At 32.2% G+C, this 22,429-nt stretch carries 25 protein-coding genes; 10 read left to right on the plus strand and 15 right to left on the minus strand.

The window, feature by feature from the left end:
- Positions 1-410: 410 nt before the first annotated feature.
- The 6 genes from G6R40_RS02020 to G6R40_RS02045 all read left to right on the plus strand — a co-directional run bounded on the left by G6R40_RS02020 (position 411) and on the right by G6R40_RS02045 (position 6,018).
- Positions 411-1,415 carry a CBASS cGAMP synthase gene (locus tag G6R40_RS02020; RefSeq protein WP_165131084.1) on the plus strand — a complete coding sequence of 335 codons (1,005 nt, stop codon included), beginning with the start codon at positions 411-413 and terminating at the stop codon, positions 1,413-1,415.
- Positions 1,415-3,091, plus strand: a complete 1,677-nt coding sequence (locus tag G6R40_RS02025) for a ThiF family adenylyltransferase (protein ID WP_165131085.1) — start codon at positions 1,415-1,417, stop codon at positions 3,089-3,091. The genes G6R40_RS02020 and G6R40_RS02025 overlap by 1 nt, the downstream gene beginning before the upstream one ends.
- Positions 3,091-3,714, plus strand: coding sequence for a hypothetical protein (locus G6R40_RS02030; RefSeq protein WP_165131086.1), 624 nt, complete (start codon positions 3,091-3,093; stop codon positions 3,712-3,714). The genes G6R40_RS02025 and G6R40_RS02030 overlap by 1 nt, the downstream gene beginning before the upstream one ends.
- Complete coding sequence (locus G6R40_RS02035) at positions 3,711-4,154, plus strand: hypothetical protein (protein ID WP_165131087.1); 444 nt, start codon at positions 3,711-3,713, stop codon at positions 4,152-4,154. The genes G6R40_RS02030 and G6R40_RS02035 overlap by 4 nt, the downstream gene beginning before the upstream one ends.
- Positions 4,151-4,630, plus strand: a complete 480-nt coding sequence (locus tag G6R40_RS02040) for a Mov34/MPN/PAD-1 family protein (RefSeq protein ID WP_165131088.1) — start codon at positions 4,151-4,153, stop codon at positions 4,628-4,630. The genes G6R40_RS02035 and G6R40_RS02040 overlap by 4 nt, the downstream gene beginning before the upstream one ends.
- Before the next feature lie 962 nt (positions 4,631-5,592).
- Positions 5,593-6,018 carry a DUF6943 family protein gene (locus G6R40_RS02045; RefSeq protein WP_165131089.1) on the plus strand — a complete coding sequence of 142 codons (426 nt, stop codon included), beginning with the start codon at positions 5,593-5,595 and terminating at the stop codon, positions 6,016-6,018.
- Positions 6,019-6,216: 198 nt separating this feature from the next.
- Here the strand turns inward: G6R40_RS02045 and G6R40_RS02050 are convergent, their stop codons facing one another.
- The 4 genes from G6R40_RS02050 to G6R40_RS02065 all read right to left on the minus strand — a co-directional run bounded on the left by G6R40_RS02050 (position 6,217) and on the right by G6R40_RS02065 (position 8,096).
- Complete coding sequence (locus G6R40_RS02050) at positions 6,217-6,495, minus strand: hypothetical protein (RefSeq protein ID WP_165131090.1); 279 nt, start codon at positions 6,493-6,495, stop codon at positions 6,217-6,219.
- Complete coding sequence (locus tag G6R40_RS02055; protein ID WP_165131091.1) at positions 6,485-6,748, minus strand: hypothetical protein; 264 nt, start codon at positions 6,746-6,748, stop codon at positions 6,485-6,487. Before G6R40_RS02055 ends, G6R40_RS02050 begins: the two co-directional genes overlap by 11 nt.
- A gap of 12 nt (positions 6,749-6,760) precedes the next feature.
- Positions 6,761-7,213, minus strand: a complete 453-nt coding sequence (locus tag G6R40_RS02060; RefSeq protein WP_165131092.1) for a DUF5675 family protein — start codon at positions 7,211-7,213, stop codon at positions 6,761-6,763.
- Positions 7,214-7,292: 79 nt separating this feature from the next.
- Entirely contained in the window at positions 7,293-8,096 is an 804-nt protein-coding gene (locus G6R40_RS02065) for a hypothetical protein (protein WP_165131094.1), read from the minus strand.
- Between the two features lie 108 nt (positions 8,097-8,204).
- Between G6R40_RS02065 and G6R40_RS02070 the strand changes: the two genes are divergently transcribed.
- Positions 8,205-8,696, plus strand: a complete 492-nt coding sequence (locus G6R40_RS02070) for a thermonuclease family protein (RefSeq protein WP_165131096.1) — start codon at positions 8,205-8,207, stop codon at positions 8,694-8,696.
- Between the two features lie 109 nt (positions 8,697-8,805).
- Here G6R40_RS02070 and G6R40_RS02075 read toward each other — a convergent pair whose 3' ends face one another.
- Entirely contained in the window at positions 8,806-9,243 is a 438-nt protein-coding gene (locus tag G6R40_RS02075; RefSeq protein WP_165131098.1) for a hypothetical protein, read from the minus strand.
- 305 nt (positions 9,244-9,548) lie between these two features.
- Here G6R40_RS02075 and G6R40_RS02080 point away from each other — a divergent pair, with 305 nt between their 5' ends.
- Complete coding sequence (locus G6R40_RS02080; RefSeq protein ID WP_165131100.1) at positions 9,549-11,123, plus strand: IS1182 family transposase; 1,575 nt, start codon at positions 9,549-9,551, stop codon at positions 11,121-11,123.
- A 125-nt stretch (positions 11,124-11,248) separates the two neighbouring features.
- Here the strand turns inward: G6R40_RS02080 and G6R40_RS02085 are convergent, their stop codons facing one another.
- The 6 genes from G6R40_RS02085 to G6R40_RS02105 all read right to left on the minus strand — a co-directional run bounded on the left by G6R40_RS02085 (position 11,249) and on the right by G6R40_RS02105 (position 17,854).
- On the minus strand, positions 11,249-11,656 hold the full coding sequence (locus G6R40_RS02085; RefSeq protein WP_165131102.1) for a hypothetical protein: 408 nt from the start codon (positions 11,654-11,656) through the stop codon (positions 11,249-11,251).
- A 57-nt stretch (positions 11,657-11,713) separates the two neighbouring features.
- A complete protein-coding gene (locus G6R40_RS15090) occupies positions 11,714-12,232 on the minus strand; it encodes a transposase (RefSeq protein ID WP_228455896.1) in 519 nt (172 codons plus the stop codon).
- 11 nt (positions 12,233-12,243) lie between these two features.
- Positions 12,244-13,071: an IS110 family transposase gene (locus tag G6R40_RS15095; RefSeq protein WP_228455897.1), complete on the minus strand. Its 828-nt coding sequence runs from the start codon at positions 13,069-13,071 to the stop codon at positions 12,244-12,246.
- Positions 13,072-13,588: 517 nt separating this feature from the next.
- Positions 13,589-13,978 carry a lipocalin family protein gene (locus G6R40_RS02095; RefSeq protein ID WP_165131104.1) on the minus strand — a complete coding sequence of 130 codons (390 nt, stop codon included), beginning with the start codon at positions 13,976-13,978 and terminating at the stop codon, positions 13,589-13,591.
- Between the two features lie 1,131 nt (positions 13,979-15,109).
- The gene (locus tag G6R40_RS02100; RefSeq protein WP_165131106.1) at positions 15,110-15,841 is read right to left on the minus strand and encodes a hypothetical protein; all 732 of its coding nucleotides are present in this window, start codon (positions 15,839-15,841) and stop codon (positions 15,110-15,112) included.
- 507 nt (positions 15,842-16,348) lie between these two features.
- The gene (locus G6R40_RS02105) at positions 16,349-17,854 is read right to left on the minus strand and encodes a hypothetical protein (RefSeq protein WP_165131108.1); all 1,506 of its coding nucleotides are present in this window, start codon (positions 17,852-17,854) and stop codon (positions 16,349-16,351) included.
- 321 nt (positions 17,855-18,175) lie between these two features.
- Between G6R40_RS02105 and G6R40_RS02110 the strand changes: the two genes are divergently transcribed.
- Complete coding sequence (locus G6R40_RS02110) at positions 18,176-19,750, plus strand: IS1182 family transposase (protein ID WP_165131100.1); 1,575 nt, start codon at positions 18,176-18,178, stop codon at positions 19,748-19,750.
- A 119-nt stretch (positions 19,751-19,869) separates the two neighbouring features.
- On the opposite strand, the gene G6R40_RS02115 is transcribed toward G6R40_RS02110, so the two are convergent.
- The gene (locus G6R40_RS02115; protein ID WP_165131110.1) at positions 19,870-20,187 is read right to left on the minus strand and encodes a type II toxin-antitoxin system RelE/ParE family toxin; all 318 of its coding nucleotides are present in this window, start codon (positions 20,185-20,187) and stop codon (positions 19,870-19,872) included.
- A 2-nt stretch (positions 20,188-20,189) separates the two neighbouring features.
- On the minus strand, positions 20,190-20,429 hold the full coding sequence (locus G6R40_RS02120) for a hypothetical protein (protein WP_165131112.1): 240 nt from the start codon (positions 20,427-20,429) through the stop codon (positions 20,190-20,192).
- A gap of 49 nt (positions 20,430-20,478) precedes the next feature.
- Here G6R40_RS02120 and G6R40_RS02125 point away from each other — a divergent pair, with 49 nt between their 5' ends.
- On the plus strand, positions 20,479-20,712 hold the full coding sequence (locus G6R40_RS02125) for a hypothetical protein (protein WP_165131114.1): 234 nt from the start codon (positions 20,479-20,481) through the stop codon (positions 20,710-20,712).
- Here the strand turns inward: G6R40_RS02125 and G6R40_RS02130 are convergent.
- Entirely contained in the window at positions 20,692-21,435 is a 744-nt protein-coding gene (locus tag G6R40_RS02130; RefSeq protein WP_165131116.1) for a hypothetical protein, read from the minus strand. The two genes, G6R40_RS02125 and G6R40_RS02130, sit on opposite strands and share 21 nt — an antisense overlap.
- Positions 21,436-21,658: 223 nt before the next feature.
- Positions 21,659-22,231, minus strand: coding sequence for a hypothetical protein (locus G6R40_RS02135; protein WP_165131118.1), 573 nt, complete (start codon positions 22,229-22,231; stop codon positions 21,659-21,661).
- Positions 22,232-22,429: the final 198 nt, after the last annotated feature.

Consider the following 22,429-nt stretch of genomic DNA (forward strand, 5'->3'; position numbering starts at 1 on the left):
AATGTTATATGATATTCTTTCAAATCCACCATTTTACTCTGTTTTATGTGAGTAAGTAACGTAAGCAGATTTTAGCAAAAGAAAATTTAAAAATTTTCATTCTCAAAAAATATGCTGATTGAGGATAATCCAAAGCAATCTATTCATTAGACTTCACTCAACCGCTTCTAAATCGACAAATAAAATAGTTTTTTCAAAATCTCAAAAATTAAAAATTCTTTTTCTTTATTTTTTGGTTACGTTACTTACTTATTTCAGAAATCACGTTTTTTTCATTAAATTGCATTGTTTATTTTCTAATGAAGAATTTATGAAAATAGTGTTCCTCTTAAGAACCTATTTTTTCATTTTTTAATGACTTTTCATTATAAAGTATAAGATAATTAATATTAAAAAAAACATATGTAATAATGGCAGATAATCATTCTACATTTTTAGAATTTAATGATATTATTCGGTTAAATTCTACTAAAAAGAAACAGTTGAGAACTTCAAGAAAATCGGTTAGAGACGATATTTCTAAATACTTTAAAGATAATCGAGAAAAACATTCGGTTAGTTTCAAAGGACAAGGATCTTTTCCTATGGACACTACAATTTTACCTATAAATAATGAGTACGATGTTGATGATGGTGTTTACATCTTTGGTAAATCTGAAGATAGACCTTCTGTACAAACAGCTCATGACTGGATTTATGATGCTGTAAAAAATAGAACGGATCAAGAAACTTTAGATAAAAAATCATGTATTAGAGTTCAGTATGCAGCACAATACCATATTGATTTGCCTATTTACTATAAAACAGAGAAGGGACATGAATCTGAAATTGATGAAGAAATTCCTTTGCTCGCACACAAAACAAATGGATGGATTGAGAGTGATCCGTATAAGTTTGTAAAATGGTTTGATGAGCAGGCGAATGGTAAACCCCAACTAAAAAGAATAATAAGATATTTAAAAGCTTGGGCAGATCATCGTAGTGAAAAAAACAAAAGCTTGAAATTCCCAAATGGATTAATCTTCACAATATTAGCATGTAAACATTTTTCTGATAATTCGAGAGATGATAAATCACTATTGGATACATTAAAAAATATTCAATCAAGTATTGATGATCGTTTTCCATTCTATGGTTCTTACGAGTGTTATAGACCTACGATAGATACAAATGAAGATTTGTTAAATAAGTTTTCTGCAGAAACTGTAAAAAATAATTTCCTTGATGAGCTAAAAAAAATTATAGAATCTGGTAATCAAGCAATAGAAATGGAAAGTGCAAAAGATTCTTGTTCTAAATGGCAAAAACATTTAGGGGATAGATTTCCTTGTCAAAATATTACCGAAGATTCAGAAAAATTAGCAAAATCATTTTCAGTACAAGAAATTTTTAGACACGATAATAAATCAGCATAATGATTGATGAAATTATTAATGAAATTTCCAAAACTGAAAACTGTCGCATTCTATCTTTAGATGAAATTCGTAAAATTTCACATTTAAAAAAAAATAAGAATGTTATTGAAATAAATACAGATTTATCATCTGAATCTGGGTATATTTCAGTTGTTCTATATCTGACTTTAGAAAATGCCGAGTTACCTAAATTATATGTAAACGAGGATAGCTATGAATTAATAAAATTTATTCCGCATGTAAATCAGGATTTTAGTATTTGCATTGTTGAAGATGAATCAATAAGTTTTCATGAATCAAATCTTCCTAGAATTGCAACATATTTTATTCATAAAGCAAAAGAGATTTTATCAATAAAAAATGTTGATAAAGTGTCTGAATTTGAAGATGAGTTTAAAGCTTATTGGGAAATTCAGTATAATGGAGAAAAGGCTATTTATGAAGCTGGAATGGTTTTAATTACAAATGATGCACCTATAAAATGTGTAAGATTTACTTACAATTTTAATTTTTTCACATTTTTGCTTTACACAGATTCAGAAGAATCAAGCCGTTTATTTAATTTTTTTGATGTACGGAAAATTAAATATTACGAGATAGAAGCAATAGAAGCTACATATGATAAAGCCGTACCACCTTTCGACCTGAGTTTTACAGAATCTATTAAACTCCTTTCAGCAGAACAAATTAATATTCTAAGAAAGAAGATTAATAAAGAAGGACTAGATTCTGTAATACTTTTTTTTAGGAATAATAAAAATGAATGCTATGGATGGTGGTATGAAGAATTTATTCCAAAGATAAATCCTAAAATAGTAAAAGGACATACTTATAGTAATTGGGAGAAAATTAATTTACCACTTTATAAAAATAGTAAAGTTAGAAGGATATCCTTTTCCAATATCGGCAAAAAAAGATTGGATGTAAGGACTGCCGGTCAATTAATTGATGATGATAAAAAAGTTTGTATAATAGGATTAGGAAGTATTGGTTCTCAATTGCTTCATTTATTAACTAAAATATCATTTAACCAATACAAATTAGTGGATCATGATCTCTTGAAAGTTGAAAATATTGCACGTCACCAATATGGTTTTTCCGAGATAAATAAATTTAAGGTAGATATAGCTGAAAGAAATATTTTAGAAAAAAATCCTTTTGTTAAAGTATTAACATACAATAAATCAATAGTAAACCTTTTGAATGAGAATACAAGTTTTTTTGAAAATGACGATTTTATTTTCATTGTATTAGGAATAACGAGATATGAAATTTTCATTTTGGATTATTTAATAAAAAATGGAATAAACAAGCCAGTAATAATTATTTGGGTAGAGGCATATTTATCAGGAGGTCAAATGATTTTTTCGCATCCGAATGACTTTTCTAAAGCGAAACAACTCGTTTCTAATTTTCAATATCGAGTTTTAGATGAAGAAGTATATTTGAAGGAAGGGAGTTGCCAAGGAACATATATGCCATATTCGATGGAGCATATTAATTTATATTTATCATCAATTTTTGTAGAGATTTATAAAATAATCAGCCGCCAACAAAATTATTCTACCATTTTTACATGGTTTGGAGATTTGGATTTTGTGAAAGCTAAAAATCTTAAATTGACTACTTTTGCACAAAATAAAGAATCATTTTCTTTACATAAAACTAACATCTAATGAATTTCAAATATTATAAACGAGCCAATCTTATTATTTTTATTCTTGTGCTGTCGGTTGCACTTGGTAAAATAATGATTTATCTTGAACCCCACATTAATGAATATGAAATACTAAAACAAATTAATGATTTAATGGGTGTTTTTAGTGTGGTTGGCTTGCTGGGACTAGTACTATGGTTCATTGATGAAATTGGTTGGAAATGGATTTGTTTTAATTGGTTAATTGATGTGCCAAATCTCAATGGTAGGTATAAAGGGACATTAGTTTCAAACTATAATGGTAGAACTGAAATGGATTGTATCATTGAAATCATCCAAACCGCATCAATCGTTAAATTGTATTGTTATTTTGGGAATCTATCAACCGGAGAAATATCTTCGGAGTCTAGAAGCCATACAGAAGAAATTATATGTGAGCCAAATAAATTAAATAGATTAATTTATACTTTTAAGAATAATTCAGATATTGAAGTAAATCTTAACGATCATGAAGGAGCAGGTTCTTTATCGTATTTTAAAGATATAAAAAAGTTGGATGGCACCTATTTTAATAGAAGAGGTAATACTGGTAAAATCGAAGTAATATTTGAACAAAAAAAACTTTTAAAAAGATTTATATGAAAGCTGTTTCCGAATTTACAGAATTACTAATTGAACTTGCTGAAATACAAGATGTAGATTTTTCTGGAATAGGTTTAATTCTATATTCTTCTTTAGATAATTTGGATTTTATTCTAATGAAAGATAATGCAATCCTTTCAAATAAGCTAATTAGAGGTAAAGTAGAATTATTGAAATTTATCAAAGAAATATCTAGCCACGATAATTATTTTCATGACGGATTTCATTTAATAAATGAAAAATTAGAATTAACCCATTTATCCGCATTTATATCTCCTAAAATTAATAATGATTTAATTGTTTTTGATGGATATGGAAGCAGATATCGTACTGCTATATATTCTTCATTGTGTCCAGGTATCTTAGCAACAGGAGTAATAGGAAAGTCTTATGGACCATTTGTTTTTCAAAATGGTAATACTTACAATGTTAGTATATGATAGAGGAGTTATTGGTTGACTTCGATGTGATAATGCTAAGAATATATTCTGAAGTAATTTTAGTATTTAAAAAATATAAACAAGAGGCAAATAATAAAAATGAATCAGGAGGTGTTTTATCAGGTTTTTATTTGGACGAATATTCATATAGAATTACTGATGCATCAGTTCCTACAGAATTAGATAGGTCAGGAAAATATTTTTTTAATAGAGCTAAAGGAAGTGCACAAAGTTTTATAAGTAAACTATTTAAAAAAAGTAAAGGTAGAAAGATTTATCTTGGAGAATGGCATACTCACCCAGAAGATATTCCTACTCCTTCATATCTTGATATAAGATCTATTAAAAAACAAATTAAAACTGTCAATTTAAATACATCTCGTATATTTTTAGTTATTGTAGGGCGTAAAAAAACTTATTTAGGCATTTATGACACCAAAGGTAATTTGATTGTAGAAAATCATATTATTATATAAAAGACTTTACTCTTCTTATACTTCCGCTCAGCCACAGCAAATTACATAATCGAAATTATACGCAAAAGCCTACGCAACAACGTGCGTTTCCACTACGCTACACCGCAACCAGCACCATCTTTGCCTATAATTTGAGATTATGTAAAATGCTTTCCTTGCAACGGGCATAGCCCTTTTGCTCCAACGCCTTTCCAACGCTTTTTTCCCACCCACCCATTTTCATAGGATGCACAAAAAGTGATGCAGAAAGTTTGGTTTTATTGCCATCGGAGAAACCCGCTTCACATCCGGAAATATTTTAAAAGCAATAAAAAAATATTCCGACTGTTCAGCAGGTTCTTCCTTCCCGCACAGCAGTATTCCGTACTGAATAAAATTGCTTTCCTGAAGCAAATCCAAGCAAAAAGCATTTTCTTTCAGCACTCCATACCGCTGTCGTTCCAACACCTTTTCACGATAGATTTACAAAACAGATTTGTTGATAATTGACCATTTCGTAAAACATCATTTTTGTGCGAGTTGTTTTACCCATTTTTGCCAACGCTTTCCAATGTTCCTTCACACCATACAAAGCAGGCTTATGTATGCCGTTTCGTCACGGCTTGCAGAAGTATGTCGCCAATTCCTAAATCCAAAGCAACATACCTCTGCTTTTTCCATTCCTTCCCAACGCTTTATGGTCATTCTTTGAAGATTTGGGTTCCTACAAAAAATAAAAAAAGGAAAGTAAGTTAGGGGGCTTCCTGAATCCAGCCGCTAAGTTCTGTAAAGGTCAAGCACTTCGTGTTTTTGGAAAAAGATTTTTTCGTATAAAATATACGCAAAAATTTTTTCCAAAAAACCTTGACAGAACGCCCCGCCCCCTTTTGAAAGGGCTTTCTTTTTTTCTTTTTTTTTCGGTTTTTTTCTTGGTTTTCTTTTAAAAATATTTCGGCGGAGCATCAATTTTTAAATCGAAAACTATGCTCAATTTCAAAGTACGCACGTACAATTCCGAAAAGGAAACGCCTGAAAATTCAATTTTCATTTTATCAAGAGGAAAAAACGCAGGAAAACCGCTTTTTGAACCTTGCCCGAATTGTTTTATCCTATATTGTAGGAACGAAACCGAAAAAGAAAACCTGTACTGGATATTTTACACCCTTTGGAAAAACGGATTTTTCCATCCGTATCTCTGCGGAAGTGTAATTGATATGCTTCGACTTTCAGAACTCAAAAAAGTCCTTCAAAAATGGATTATTCCAAGTTTTTCCAAAATGGAACAAAACGGAAAAATCCTGCAGGACATCAAAGCGGTCTATCAACTCGAACAACATTATTCCAAACAATTGAAGCAACTTGCAGAACTTCGTAGTGTTCTTGTACAGAAATACTATTACAAGATTTGATGATTTTAGCCCTTACTTTAAGGGCTTTTTTATTGCAATAACTCTGAATGAACAATAAAGGCAGTTTATTTCATAGATAATTGCTACCTATTTCATCCACTTAAATAAGGAGCTGAAAGCAAATGAATATAAAAGAAATACCCACTTAAAAAGCGGGTATTTTGGTACATAAGGAATGTTTTAAAATAGATAAACTATTTAATTTTCCTGATTTTCGGCGGAATTTTTCGGAATTACTTCCGAATTTTTGTCCGGTTCTTCAGAATTGATTGCGGTTTGTGAAATAGCTGTTGCTAAAGTTCCTCCAAGAAGTAAATAACCTCCGACTGTAATCAAAGTAGCAGGCAAAGCAACCGGAGCGGCTACTAAAACACCGCCAACTGCGGATAAAACCAAACCTGCAGAACGGATAATTTTGAACCATTTTGGAGTGGGTTCTTTAATTCTGCTGACTAAATTCAAATTGTTATTTTTCATTGTCTGAATGTTTAATGAGGTTTAATTCGATTTTATTGATTCTTTGTTCTAAATATTCTACTTTCTGATTGATAAGATCATACGAATTTTTGAACTCTGTTTTTATGACCAAAGCCATTGTTTTGACTTCGGAAATGTCTTTTTCCATACTTTTAAAATCAGTGTGCAACTGTTTTATAAAGTAGGCAACGATGCCTAAAAGTAAGCTGCTTAATGCTCCGAAAAGGATGTTTATGGTGTATTCATTTTCCATTCTTTATGATATTTAGAATTGAAAATTGTTTTCTACCAAAATTCCTTTATCCGTTCCCTGAACAACTTTAAGAAGTTTTGGATAAATAATTTTGTAGGCTTCACGACTTTGAAGAACCTGAAAATCCCCATCTTTTTTAATCCAGCTCAATCCGGTAAGCGGACAACCTGCAGTTTGCGTAATAGTATTTCCAACGTGAATATATACAGCATCAAATGTAGGTAGACCATCAATTTCTATCATTCCCCGATGCATAACGGGATAAGTATTGGCGTAAGTCTTATTCATACCGCCCCAAGTATTTAAGGTTAAATAGAATTCTCCCGTAGGAATGGCGGTTTGTTTCATTATTTTAACCAAACGTATTTTATCCTCTAATAGAAAACATTGAAAAATTCCGTCAATATACAAATGGGATAATGTACTTTGTTTGCCTTCGGCAACTCTGATTATTTTTATTCTCATAATTCATAAATGTTTTAAAAGTTCGACGAATGAAAAATAAAAGCCCTCTTTTTTGAAGAAGGCTTTCAACTGAACCATTTTAAAAAGCTTCCTCAATTTTGAGACAGTTACCGGAAGCAAAAGGATAATATTGACCGTTAACTTCCTGAAAAAATTCAATTCCTATACATTGGACAACAGAAACATTTGCTCCAAGTGTTGGCGTTCCAGGTAGAGTAGCGGTTATCGTTGCTCCTGAATAAGATTGGTTTAAAGGGATGTAAGGAGAATATTCTACTACATTCAATTCGTTATTGTCCATATCGTCAGGTTCATAACTTCCTGTCGTTGGATTATAGGAAAAGTCAGCCAATACGGCTAAAGCATTCAATAAACGGAAATGCGTAGAACCTGACGGAGCAGAAATCAAATCCACTGGCAGAAATTCATCTACGATGAAATCTGCAGATGTTCTGTCCACATCGTGATTCACATCATAAGGAGCATTGAAAATACCTGAGATAGAAAGATTTTTATTGAACTCAAATCCGTCCAAATATTTTCTTTGTGTGGAAATTTCAACTTTTCGGTAACCTCTGGCTTCGGTTCCGTCCTCCAAATTGATTTTCTTCATAATTGAAGTTAAACGACCTGTAACCTGTGGATCAGTAAATTTACCCATCAAAGCGGATAAAGCAGTTCTTAGCGATTTTCCGGCTTTGGCACATCCGCCAAATTCGTTCATGTTTTCCCGAGTTCTTTCAAACTCCGGAGCAGATTTAACCTGTTGAGCAGTAGGACCTCCTACCAATCCGGCAAAAAATCCCTGCTGACCTTTGATTTTGAAATGTCTTACGTCACCAATAGTTCCGGTGTACTTCATAAGACCTTTTTGTCTTGCCATTGTAATACGATTTTGTAATTAGAAAAGATTGAAAAACACTGTTGTCTAGACACTTACAAATATCATTTATTATCTTTATAAAATCAATAGTTAAAATACTGTAAACCAATGAAATACAACGAAATTAGTGACTTTATAGAAGAAACTCACGTCAAAATAGAAGAAGTATTGGACGGAGACACGATAAAAGTAAAGCAGGAATTCGGGCAAATATCGAAGGAAATCCGTTTGTATGGATTAGATGCCCCAGAAGTGAGAATAAACCGTAAAATGTTGGAAGATGAAGCCAAGAGCCATATTCCAAGTTCTATGCTATTGCAATATGGTTTGATGAGTTTGGATTTTGTATTGCAAGTAGCACCAATCGGAACAAGAGTAACATTACTCACGGAAAGAAAACATCAATTGGATTTTTGGAAAAGGCAATTGGCTTATGTGATTTTGCCGAATGGTTTGTGCTTGAACGAAGAACTAATAAAAAATGGATATGCAAAAGCTAGTAATAATTATTACTGTCAACTACTTCCTAAATATCAAGCGTTAAACCTACAAGCTAAACAGCAAAAGCAGGGAATCTACCAATTTACTGATGTTTTCTAATTTGTTGTATTTATGTTGTACAATGATAAGTAAGTGAGTAAGATAACCCTGTATTTATAGGCTTTTTGGAACAAAGTTTATATAATACAATGTTAGCAGAAGTGGTTTTCTATTCAACGATTATCTTATAATAGCCATTTTCACTGGTTGAATTTATATCTTCAATTTGAATATTATCAATTTTGTAACCAGAACATTTTCCAGTTATTTTTGAAGATGTAGTTTTAAATCTAAATGTTTTTACAGGATTTATTGTTAAGTAAACATCATAATCTTTACTTCCTTCACTCCAACCAACTCCCTCTAAAGAAATTTTATTGTCCTCTCTAATATTTGTTTTAATTCCGATTGAATTTCCATTTCCTTCATTTTGCTGAACAATAATTTTGGATTTATCTAATGTTCCATTTTGCAATAAATTTTCTCCAGACACATTCACGAATTCAAATACAATATTTTCAGGTGGTATAAAGCAATCATCTTCGCTACAGTTAAACAAAATTAAACTTGTCAAAATTATAGTAATAATTAAAAAATATTTTTTCATATTATTTTTCTTTGGTTTTAGGTTTCAGCGGAGTATTTGTCAACCATTTCTGCTAACGGAAAGGGGCTTTGCGAGGTGTGGGCTTTCGAAGAACTGAAAGTTCAAGAACGACCAAGCGTAGCGAATGCTTTTTCAAGTACACTAAAATAAGAAAAAAAAGTGGAATTGAAAAGCATGAGCGGATTATTTTTTCTGCTTTTCAATTTTGCACTTCACCCCGCATTTTGCCAATACAATGTGCTTGTTGCACAACTCAAATATACAAATAAACTTGTATAAAAACGGGATATTTCGTAAATTGATGTATGCAAGGAAAGAAGAGTTTTACACCACAATTATTTGTTTCGGTCAATTTATTAGACCTAGTTCCAGAGGATAATTTTTATAGAAAAATGTTATCCGAACTCAATTTAGATTTCATTTATAAAGCAACTCAAAAGTATTATGGTAAGGAAGGACAAGAGAGTATAGATCCTGTTGTTTTCTTTAAGATATTATTGGTGGGATATTTAAACAATATCAATTCAGATAGACAGTTGATAGCTTTTTGTAGTGATAGCTTGTCGATAAGATTGTTTTTAGGTTATGATGTACATGAGCAGCTTCCTTGGCACAGTACCATTAGCCGAACTCGCGGTTTGTATGGCGAAGAAGTCTTTTTAAACTTGTTTAAAGAAGTCTTGAGAATGTGCGTTTCTAAAAATATGGTTCGTGGTAAACGACAAGCGGTGGACAGCGTTTTCATCAAAGCTAATGCTTCTATGGATAGCTTGGTAGAGAAAGAAGTTTTAGAAGACGCCAGTGCTTTTGTAAACGAACTAGAAGAAAACAGCGAATACAAAGTAACTACCACCCGCAAGAAACTCGTTGAACGCCACCATGATTGGAAAGCAGAAGCGTATAAAGGAATGCCAGCAAATAGCAATAGTAGACAGATAGATGAAAACGGCAATCTCATCCGTCCCAAATACCTATCTAATCACACCCATTATTCTCCCACAGATAGCGATGCTAGAGTGAGTGTAAAACCCGGCAAAGCGCGACAATTAAATTATTTTGGACAAATCGCAGTTGACGATGCGCACCATGTCATTACAGGAGCGTGTTCAGATTTTGCGGATAAACGCGACAGTCAGTGTTTAGAACAAATTGTAGAACTCACAGAAGAAAACCTAAAGGAAAACGGAATAGAATTACAAGAACTTTTAGCCGATGGTGGTTACAGCAGTGGCGAAGCATTGGCGTATTTGCACGAAAAAAACATCAACGCCTACATCCCTAACTTCGGACAATACAAATCAGAGCGAGAAGGTTTTACTTACCACAAAGAAGAAAACTATTATCAATGCACAAAACCCGAAGGTAAGCAAGCTAAACTGCTTTTCAAAGGCGAAAAAATGGATAGTAAAGGCTACACCAAACGAACGTACCGAAGCAGTGAAACAGATTGCAAAAACTGTCCACTAAGAGAACAATGCTGTGGCAAAAGCACCAAGTTTAAAAAGCTAGACGACAGCATCCACAAAGAACATTACGACCGTATGCATCAAAAACTCACCCAAAACGAGAAATATGCCAAGAAAATGGTTAGAGTGCGAAGCAAAACGGTAGAACCCGTCATTGGAACGTTGATCAACTTTACCAACATGAAACGAGTCAACACTCGAGGCATCAAAAACGCAAACAAACATGTACTGATGGCAAGTTTAACCTACAACTTGAAGAAATACATGCGTTTTACCATTAAAAAACCAAGTATTTTAGCCCAAGTTCTATCTCTAAAACAAGGGAAGAACTTTGCTTTTTCAAAACGCGCCTTTTCAGTCTATAAAAACTCGATTTTAAGCTATTCAAATTCTAGAATTTTGAACTACAACTAAAAAAAAACCTCTCTAAAATTGCTTCTAAAGAGGTCAAAATTTCATGTTTTTGAAAACTATTTTCTAAAAAAAAGGAGTTGTGCAACAGTTACCAATGTTAGCTGCAGGTGGTATGTTTTTTTTAGTTATAAATTATTCAGATTAACTATTTCGGTAACTTCACATTCAGCTGTTTTATGTGGTCCTTCCATAAAGAAACCTTTTTGTCCAATCTTAATTCGTTTTTTATGCAACTCAAAAAATGATTCATTTAAAATCCACATTTTTGCATGTCCAGATTTTGGAACTGATATTGTTTTGTTTAATATTACATTGTTTTCAGAGTCCAAAAATTCGGGATGAATCATCCACATTTGTGATTGAATTATATTTTCAACTTCATCTTCGTAATACATAAAATCTGACCGATAACCTTGAAATGGTTCTCCCGTTTTTCTTCCGCCTTCTTTTTTTGAATAAAATTTATATTTTACAATAAAATCGCATGGACGATTACGAATTTGTTCATAAGGAATATGTTTTTCTATGCTCATAATTTTGCGGAAAGTTGTTTGCCACTTCTGACTAACGTTAAACTTTACTATTGATAATCAAGTTGTTTTGAATTCAATATCCTTATTAGTCAGTCCAAATTTAGTGATTTGTTTTTGTATTCTTTTGGCTGCTGCTATTTTTCTTTTCTCGTCCAGAAAAAGGTATTGTGAAGGCGGATTGTAACCTTGCCCCTTAACGAGCATATTCCATATAATGACGGCGAGCTTTCGGGCGAGTGCAGAAACAGCAGTTGCCCTTCCTTTTTTGTAGCTTAATCTTTTGAAGAACTCAGCGAGCCATCCCTCCTTTAGGTTGCCCATGGCATTGGCCGTGTTTCTGAATGCTATTTTCAGCCGCGAACTTCCCTTCGGAATGTGGTTGGATAATACTTTGCCACCACTTATTTTGTTGTTGGGGGCGAGCCTGAGCCATGCAGTGAATTGTTTTGCAGTGGGAAATTTTCTAATCCCATCTAATCCGACTTCTGCGATGAGAGCCATAATCAACCCTTCGCTTACTCCCTCAATCGCCATCAAGTCTATCCCTTCAAAATATTGGTAAGCAATTAAATTCATGTCGGTTTGGCTTACTGCGTTTTTATTTTTACGCTTGTGCTTTTTTTTTCAATGGTATGCTGTTTCTTATGCTCGTCCTTTTCGATGAATTCCTTCAGGAGCCGGTCGATCTGCAAATCCGTATCCATGATTTGTTGCTGGAGGTGTTTGTAGGAATCCCACTCTTGCTTCAAGGCAAAGAGATAATCTTTGCGCCCATTGAACTGCAGAGCTTTTGCGATTTCCTCCTCTGATTTTCGGCAATTGTAATGACGGAGTTTTGCCAATTCCTCTCCCTTGTGCTCTCCGTTTAGAAAAGCTTCAATAATGCAAGATCCTGTAAGACCGACTATATCCCTTACCACAACTTCAAGCCTCATATTCATCAATCGCAGATATTTTTGCATCCTCCTGGTGCATGATGCAGATTGCTTGAGCAGGTTTTGACGGTGTCTGGAATAGGTTCGTACGGTGTCCGTGTCCGAATCGGGTAAAAAGCTGGCACTCAAAAGCCCCAGAGAGTGAAGTTTTTGAATCCATTGGCAATCTTTAATGTCTGTCTTTTTTCCTTTGATATTTTTGGTTTGTCTGCCATTAACCAAAATCACATCAAAACCTTGTCCCACCAAAGTTGAGAACAGATTTTGCCAATAAGTTCCGGTGGATTCCATGGCGATCGAGGTAACGCCATTCGAGTGTAACCAGTGGCACATCTCCAACTGGTCTTGGCTGTACACGCCAAATTCTTTTACATCCTCTGCATTTTGCCCTACTGCTACCCAATGGCTACGGCTTCCAATATCTATTCCCGCAGCATTGGAATTTACCACTTCGAGTGAAATCTGCTTCTTAGTTTCCATGTCTTAATTTTTTCAATTAAACCAATAAAAAACTCCAAGGACTGCACTTTGCTAAATTTGAAATTATTCTGATCGGGATATCTGCTTATCGCAGACTCGCCATTAAAAACTAACGCCGTCTGAAGTATTACTACCAAAGACTTTTGTGCAATCTTACCTGAATTGCAGACGGGTTTTTAAACACCATTGCTTAAACCGGTCTTTTCAAGGAGCGATTACTAAGATAAGAATAAAGAATTTAAGATATTAATATGAGGTACCGACTTATCTCGTTAGCGGCTAAAAACAACTTCGTTTTCGAGTAGGGGAATTTCTGCTAACGAAAAAAGTATTGGCGAAGTGCGGGAATTCGAAGAACTGAAAGTTCAAGAAAGACTAAACGTAGCCGATATTTTTTTCGTGGAACTAAGTTATAAAAAATTTGTGGAATGAAAAAATAGCGGCGGCAAAAAAGTACAAAAAGTTCAACTTTGACTTAAACCCCGCATTTTGCCAATACAATGTTAGCTGAAGGTTTTTATTTCCTTTTTTTATATCCAAGTGATGGAATTTTAGCTCCAAATTCTTGTAATTCAATCTCGTTTTTAGTTAGTTTTGTAATGTAATATTTTAATATTTTTCGGTTATCTAATTTTATGATGAGTTCATTATTATTCAACTCCCATTTTCCATTCCATTTATCTGTTGAATCATCAATTACAATATTATCATTATTAATTTTCATATCTGTAAAGAAAAAATTATCGTTTTTTTCCATTTCAGAAATTGCAACAGCTATAGTATCATAAGCTACATTATATTCCCATTTTCCATTCAACATTTTTTTATATTCAGAATGTTTACTCTGACCAAAACTTGAAATTCCAATTAATAAATTTAAAATAATTAGAAATGATTTAGTTTTCATTTTTGTTTTTTTTTAGATTTCTTTTGTTAACTCGCATTTTAATAAACTTTCTGCTAACGAAAAAGTATTGGCGAAGTGCGGGGAATTCGAAGAACTGTAAGTTCAAGAATTCACAAACGAAGCCGATGCTTTTTCAGATTGACTAAATTAAATAAAAAAACAATATGAAAAGCAGCGGCGAATGAAAATTTTAAAATTTCAGCGCAAACTTCAACCCCGCATTTTGCCAATATAATGTTGTGTGCAGCGTAATTTTCCATTTTTCAGCAGTTTTTTCAGATATTTTCAAGAAAATTTGTCAAAATTTCAGGATTAAAATGTCAAAACTTATCCATTTTCATTTTCAAGAAAATATTTTCGGTTGCTTTTCAAATAATTTTATTCGGTTTTTCTCAATAATAAACAACAATTTTTTTCAGTTTGAAGATTTTCAACTGCAAATTTTTCAAGCGTTTATTTTTTCGATTTTGTTTTGAGAAAAATATTTTTCAGAGTATTTTTTTCAGAATAATTTTTGTCAAATTTCAGCGCCAAATTTTTCAGATTTTTGAAGAATTAAAATTCAAAATTTCAAGCGGAATTTTTTGGGCGATTGCACACAACGGAAAAAGTATTGGCGAAGTGCGGGATTAATTGAACGAAAGTTCAAGTTCAGACTAATTGTAGCCAATATTTTTTCAATGGAACTAAATTAGTAAAAAATGTGGAATTGGAAAATATTGGCGGATAAATATTACAAAAAGTTCAATTTGCCCTTAAATCCCGCATTTTGCCAATACAATGTTAGCAGAAGGTGTTTTTTATAATGCTTTATTTTCATCTTTGAAAGAGGTTTATAGTTTCTTTTTCTTGTATATTATATTTCTTTTCTGTCATTGAATAATCCTAAACAGTCATAGTATATTTCTTTCCGCGCATTGAATAATTCTAAATTTGTATGTCATATTTCTTTTCCGTCATTGAATATTTCTCTTATCGCATTGAATAATTCTAAATTTGTATGTCATATTTCTTTTCCGTCATTGAATATTTCTCTTATCGCATCGAATAATACTAAATCCGTATGTCGTATTTCTTTTTCATTATTGGGTATTTCTAAACTTACGATTATGAAATCTTTTCTGACTTTTTCTAAATCCTAGGTTTTGTGAATTCTATTCCTTTTACTTGTGCGTATTCGGGACTGGTGACTCCAAATACGGATTTGATGTATTTCTTTACTTCATTGGCGGTTTCTACAAGGGAAGTAGGGTCTGTATAAAGTACTTTGTTTCGTGAGATTCTTGAATTGCTGACGTTGGCATAGGCTGTTGAGACTGCAGTATTTTTTGAAGTGAGGTCTGAAATTTTTGTATCAAGAGAAGCGATTTGTAAATCGGTTTCGTTTGGAGTGTAGCTTGGTTCGGCTTCTAATACGGATTTGAGACCTATAAAATGTTGTATGAGTTGGTCGTAGGATTGTTGGCTTGTGGAAATGGTGTTTGGTGCAGGTGTATTGGTGTCGGGTGGGATTTGGGTTGATATTGCTTTCTTGCCTTGTAGTTTTCGGTTGTAGGTTTTGGCGTCGTCAATCGTTTGCTTAGTAGCATCCGTGGTTTGTAATGCGTTAATCAGTCTTGTGGAAAGTGATTTTAAACCACTGAATGCGGAAACTCTTTCGTTTACTTTGTTATTATACTCAGTGTTTTTTGTGATGACATCTGTTAATGTGGTTTCAGCGGATGTTTTTTGTGTAATGAGCTGTGGCAGTTTTAGACTTTCTTTTGATGGATTATAGTTTGTTCCGTAAGTGGTAACAAATTCGATTAGGTCTTGAAAGTTGGCTACGTTTTTGGCGTGTCCTGTTTCTGATGTGGATTTCATGATATTTATGTTTTTTGGTTGATAGTGTTTCAAATATAAGGAATATTTTGTTTTGCTGATGATTAAAATAATATCGGCTTGCTACAAGCAAGCCGATTAATTTATTACCACTCTCTAACTTTAAATATTAAGATAATTGATGATATTGCGTAAACTATTAAAGGTATTAGAAATTGAAGGGTAATTTTATTAGAATCATTTAAATGAATAATGCCAGATTCAGAAATAATAAATAGGAATAATGAAATAAAGCATATTATCATCAAATATGGATTTTTGAATTTTTTATACGAGGAAAAAATAATTAAGGTACCCATTACTAAAATTGGCATAATACCTAATTCCCAATTGATACCGGTATTATGATAAGTAAAACTATTTACAAATTCTATGATTGAGAAAAGTAAATAAATAAATATAGGTAACCCATCTTGATTAATGCTAAAGATAGCAAGAAATGATATTATATTTATATGCTTTAAAATCTGCATATAAAATTTACTTTTTTTACGGTGCATTTCCATTTGTGTATTGTGCATGACTCGAAATTATATTTATAACAGTATTTGGAGTGTCGATACCTGATGTAGGTGCATTAACTCCCACAACTTGTAATGCATATAGAGCAAAATCACTACAATTATTCATTAGAATATTATAGTCACTATGAGAAAAAGCAATTGAATTGCCAATAATTTGTTGGAGTTGTGTGGACGAAATAGTTCCAAGATTCCAACCAAAGGTATAGGGGAAACCTGAATTATTTCCAAAAATACCTGGTCCATTGGTATTGGCGGGAAATCCTAATTTTGGATAAAATCCATATGTTCTAACATTATTACCTTGGCTAATAGAAATAAAAGCATGACCAACACCATTGCCTCCAAACATTTTTTGAGCATAAACCGTCAGATTTGCTGATTGATGTATGTCAAAAACACTTAAAAAATCTTGGATATTAGGAATAGCTGTATGTGGAGGCGGAAAGGTAATAAACTCATTTTGAAATTGCAACCATGAAATAGTGGGGTTTTGCAACATAAAATCGAAAGCAAAATCTTGTATTGTGCTTATGCTTGTCCATTCATTTGGATTTTGATTTTTGTATGCTACTGCAGATGTGAAAATTGGATTAAAACTAGACCAAGCTATATTCTTTTTGGTAACATATTCTAAAACAGAAGTAATGAAACCTTGGTGCTTGGGAGCTAATCCATTTTGTGAAAAATAGTTGATTATATCGGTTAGTGCGCCAATGTTTTCTGTGATATAGGCATGAGAAGATGGAGATAGAAATGCTATGAAATTATTAATCTGTTCTGTAGTAGGTACATTGGGCACTGTACCACCACCTCCTCCTCCTGATGGTGGCCCACCAGTATTTCCGCCCGAAGATCCACTGCCACCTCCTGTTGTACAAATATCCATTATATAATAGGTTACTCCATTATAATCACTACATGGGCAACCCGCACCAAAACAAGGGACATGCATTTCTACCATACATGTAGTAGAATTCTTTGCATGGTTTTCTGTTTTGTTATTTCCATTAATATCCGTTATTTTTAAAACACCTTGATAATCTCCTTTTTTATTAATTATATAATTTTTTAACCATTGAGCATCTGGTATATAATTATAAATATATTCTTCTATATTGCCGTTATGTACATTAATTACAAGATTTGAAAATGTAAAGTCTTTATCATCTACTGTGTTAACTTTTAACGTGAAAGAAGTAATATCGTTATGTACAACTTTAATAATATCTGCTGTGTCAATAGCAGTAATATATTGTTTTGTATTTTTATTTAGATTATTGGGTTTTAAATAATCTGGAAGAGTATTTTTTGCATTTTTTTGAATAAAATTTTCCATTTCCTCAAAACTTACTTTATTCACTCTTGAATTTGAATGAAATTGAATTGTGTCATTAGACTCCATAAGATATTCTCTTGTACACGAGAATAAAAATAATAAAGCAAGCATTGTTAAAAAATAATTCTTTTTCATAAATTTTTGTTTTTAAAATTAATAAAATTTTTCCATTAGTTTTAACACAAAGTTTGGGAACACTTTCTGCTAACGGAAAAAGTATTGGCGAAGTGCGGGCTTAATTTGAACGAAAGTTCAAGTTCAGACCAATCGTAGCCAATATTTTTTCAATGGAACTAAGTTAAACAAAAATGTGGAATTGGAAAATATTGGCGGCTAAATATTACAAAAAGTTCAACTAAGACTTCTCCCCGCATTTTGCCAATACTATGTGCTTGTTGCACAACTCAAATATACAAATAAACTTGTATAAAAACGGGATATTTCGTAAATTGATGTATGCAAGGAAAGAAGAGTTTTACACCACAATTATTTGTTTCGGTCAATTTATTAGACCTAGTTCCAGAGGATAATTTTTATAGAAAAATGTTATCCGAACTCAATTTAGATTTCATTTATAAAGCAACTCAAAAGTATTATGGTAAGGAAGGACAGGAGAGTATAGATCCTGTTGTTTTCTTTAAGATATTATTGGTGGGATATTTAAACAATATCAATTCAGATAGACAGTTGATAGCTTTTTGTAGTGATAGCTTGTCGATAAGATTGTTTTTAGGTTATGATGTACATGAGCAGCTTCCTTGGCACAGTACCATTAGCCGAACTCGCGGTTTGTATGGCGAAGAAGTCTTTTTAAACTTGTTTAAAGAAGTCTTGAGAATGTGCGTTTCTAAAAATATGGTTCGTGGTAAACGACAAGCGGTGGACAGCGTTTTCATCAAAGCTAATGCTTCTATGGATAGCTTGGTAGAGAAAGAAGTTTTAGAAGACGCCAGTGCTTTTGTAAACGAACTAGAAGAAAACAGCGAATACAAAGTAACTACCACCCGCAAGAAACTCGTTGAACGCCACCATGATTGGAAAGCAGAAGCGTATAAAGGAATGCCAGCAAATAGCAATAGTAGACAGATAGATGAAAACGGCAATCTCATCCGTCCCAAATACCTATCTAATCACACCCATTATTCTCCCACAGATAGCGATGCTAGAGTGAGTGTAAAACCCGGCAAAGCGCGACAATTAAATTATTTTGGACAAATCGCAGTTGACGATGCGCACCATGTCATTACAGGAGCGTGTTCAGATTTTGCGGATAAACGCGACAGTCAGTGTTTAGAACAAATTGTAGAACTCACAGAAGAAAACCTAAAGGAAAACGGAATAGAATTACAAGAACTTTTAGCCGATGGTGGTTACAGCAGTGGCGAAGCATTGGCGTATTTGCACGAAAAAAACATCAACGCCTACATCCCTAACTTCGGACAATACAAATCAGAGCGAGAAGGTTTTACTTACCACAAAGAAGAAAACTATTATCAATGCACAAAACCCGAAGGTAAGCAAGCTAAACTGCTTTTCAAAGGCGAAAAAATGGATAGTAAAGGCTACACCAAACGAACGTACCGAAGCAGTGAAACAGATTGCAAAAACTGTCCACTAAGAGAACAATGCTGTGGCAAAAGCACCAAGTTTAAAAAGCTAGACGACAGCATCCACAAAGAACATTACGACCGTATGCATCAAAAACTCACCCAAAACGAGAAATATGCCAAGAAAATGGTTAGAGTGCGAAGCAAAACGGTAGAACCCGTCATTGGAACGTTGATCAACTTTACCAACATGAAACGAGTCAACACTCGAGGCATCAAAAACGCAAACAAACATGTACTGATGGCAAGTTTAACCTACAACTTGAAGAAATACATGCGTTTTACCATTAAAAAACCAAGTATTTTAGCCCAAGTTCTATCTCTAAAACAAGGGAAGAACTTTGCTTTTTCAAAACGCGCCTTTTCAGTCTATAAAAACTCGATTTTAAGCTATTCAAATTCTAGAATTTTGAACTACAACTAAAAAAAAACCTCTCTAAAATTGCTTCTAAAGAGGTCAAAATTTCATGTTTTTGAAAACTATTTTCTAAAAAAAAGGAGTTGTGCAACAGTTACCTATGTTAGCAGAAGTGCTTTTTATTTTTATTTTGATTTTCTTCTTTCATCAGTCATTTTTATTGGATTTTGTCTTCCATCAAAAATGTCATTGATGATTATTTTAGTATCCACAATTTTGTAAATGACTTTATAATTTCCACAAACAATATATCTATGCTTTTGATTTAGTTTTTCTAGATTTAATTCAATTTGGCCAGATTTAGGATTATTGATTAATTGTTTTGTCGAGGTCAAAATTTGCTTCCGAATTTTATGAGCAACTTTTTTATTTGCTTTATTTGAGTAATAATCAAAAATATCTTTAAGATTTTCTATTGCAAAATCGGTCCAAATAATTTTCATTTCTACCAATTTGCTGATAATTTTTCCAAATCTTCTTGAGATTTATATTTTCCATTTTTAAAATCTTGTTCAGATTTTTCAATTCTGTTAATAAGTTCTTCAACAGTAAATGGTCTGAATTCAGAATGATCTTCTTTTTCGAATTTTCTTAAAATATAATTTTCGATTTTTTCAAAGAAACTTTCATCCTGCAATTGAGCAAGGTATGTGATTAAGTTTAATTTTCTATTTTCTAAATCCATTGTAATAATATTTGAATCAAATTTACTGAATTATTTTTGGATTTTGAATTTGAACACGAATTTTTGTAGCATTTCTGCTAACGGAAAAAGTATTGGCGAAGTGCGGGCTGGATTGGACGAAAAGTTCAATTCAGAACCGAGCGTAGCCGATGCTTTTTTCGGATTGTTAAATTACAAAAAAAATCAATACGGAAAAGCAGCGGTGGATAAATGCTACAAAATTTTCAACTTGCGTTTAACCCCGCATTTTGCCAATACTATGTTATCGGCAGTTTTTTTCTAAGTATTCCCAAATAAATTGCATATCTGGATAAAAACATCCTTCAAGTTCTTTTTGTCTTAAATCTTTATTTTTAATATTTCTTAAATCAAAAGGACTTAAATCTGTATCGTTTAATATTTTTAAACCTATTATTATTTCTCGTTCAATTTTATCACTTTTTGTCCAAGGATAATAGTTAAAACATACCTTTAAGCAGTCCAAAGTAAACATAATTCTCTTTGTTTTTGACCAAAAAGATTTATCATATTTCTTATTCAATGCTTTTAATTTATTAATATTAACTCTATTAAAATCATTTTCAATAAATTGCGGTTCATAAAAAATATTAATTTCAATATCTCCAAAACTTAGTGGACCTTCTGCTGTTTTATTCCAATTATAAAAAATTCTAATTGTCCTTCCATTTTCTGTTTTTATTAGACCTTCATATTTACCAATTTTTTCTTTTTCAAAATTTCTTAATCTCAAATCTTTAAAGATTTTTTTTTCAAAAATTTTGTGATGAAATTTTTTCCCAACATAGTCACTTATCTCAATAAAAATTGATATAATAATACCAAAAATAATTACGCATAAAAATGCGAAAATAGAATTTTTTGTTGGAAAATATATTAATGGAAAAATTAAAATAAATGAAATAATAAAATTTATCAAATATTTATGAAGATCAAAAAAATATCTCCCATTTTCTAATTTTTTAAATGTAATTAATTTGTTTTCCACTGGTTTGTATAAAATTGCTGATAACGGAAAAAGGCTTTGCGAAGTGCGGGAATTCGAAGAACTGGAATTTCAAGAATTCAGAAACGAAGCAAATGCTTTTTCAGATTGTCTAATTTAAGAAAAAAAACAATATGAAAAGCAGCGGCGTATAAAAAAGTAGAGTAGTTCAATTTAGCCATAAACCCCGCATTTTACCAATACACTGTTATCGGCAGTTTCTTTATTATTTAAATTGATTCATATCCGTCAAGTTTTCTCCATAATATGAAAACTTATATGTTCTGTTTTCAAAATCTTTTACACTTAAATATTTGTCGGAAAGAATTACGTTGTTTTCATCATTTAGGGATACGAAAATATCTGCACCAGAATTTGACCACAATATTTCTCCATTTGAACTTAGTTTTGATATTTCTAATTCACCGTGAATTATATAATCTTCTTTATGTTTCAAGATTTCTATGCAAGTAATTTCGTCAGCTTTTGTTTTCCATTGAAGTTCTAAATTAGGAATTGAAAGACAAAAAATAGTGCAACCACAACAAATTAAAATTTCATAATCTTTTAAAACGAAAGAATTTTCATAAATTCCTGTTGCTCCTCCTTCTGAAATAATTATTGCAGATTTAATTTCAAGATGATTTTTAAAAATTTTAATTCCAATTTTTGTTAAAGGCTGATATTCTGAATTATTTGCATAAATATTTTTGTAACAATTTATATTATCCGAAGAATTTTCTTCAAATAAATTGTCAGGAAATAGCTCAATTTCGAAGTCGTTTTGTTTTATGCGCATTTTTGTGAAATTGCCGATAACGGAAAAAGTATTGGCGAAGTGCGGGAATTCGAAGAACTTCAGTTCAAGAATTCACAAACGTAGCGAATGCTTTTTCAATGAAACTAAATTACAAAAAAATGCAGAATTGAAAAGCATGAGCGGCTAAGAATTTCTGCTTTTCAACTCTGTACTTTCTCCCGCATTTTGCCAATACAA

The sequence above is a fragment of the Chryseobacterium sp. POL2 genome (genome assembly GCF_011058315.1).
Classification (GTDB): domain Bacteria; phylum Bacteroidota; class Bacteroidia; order Flavobacteriales; family Weeksellaceae; genus Soonwooa.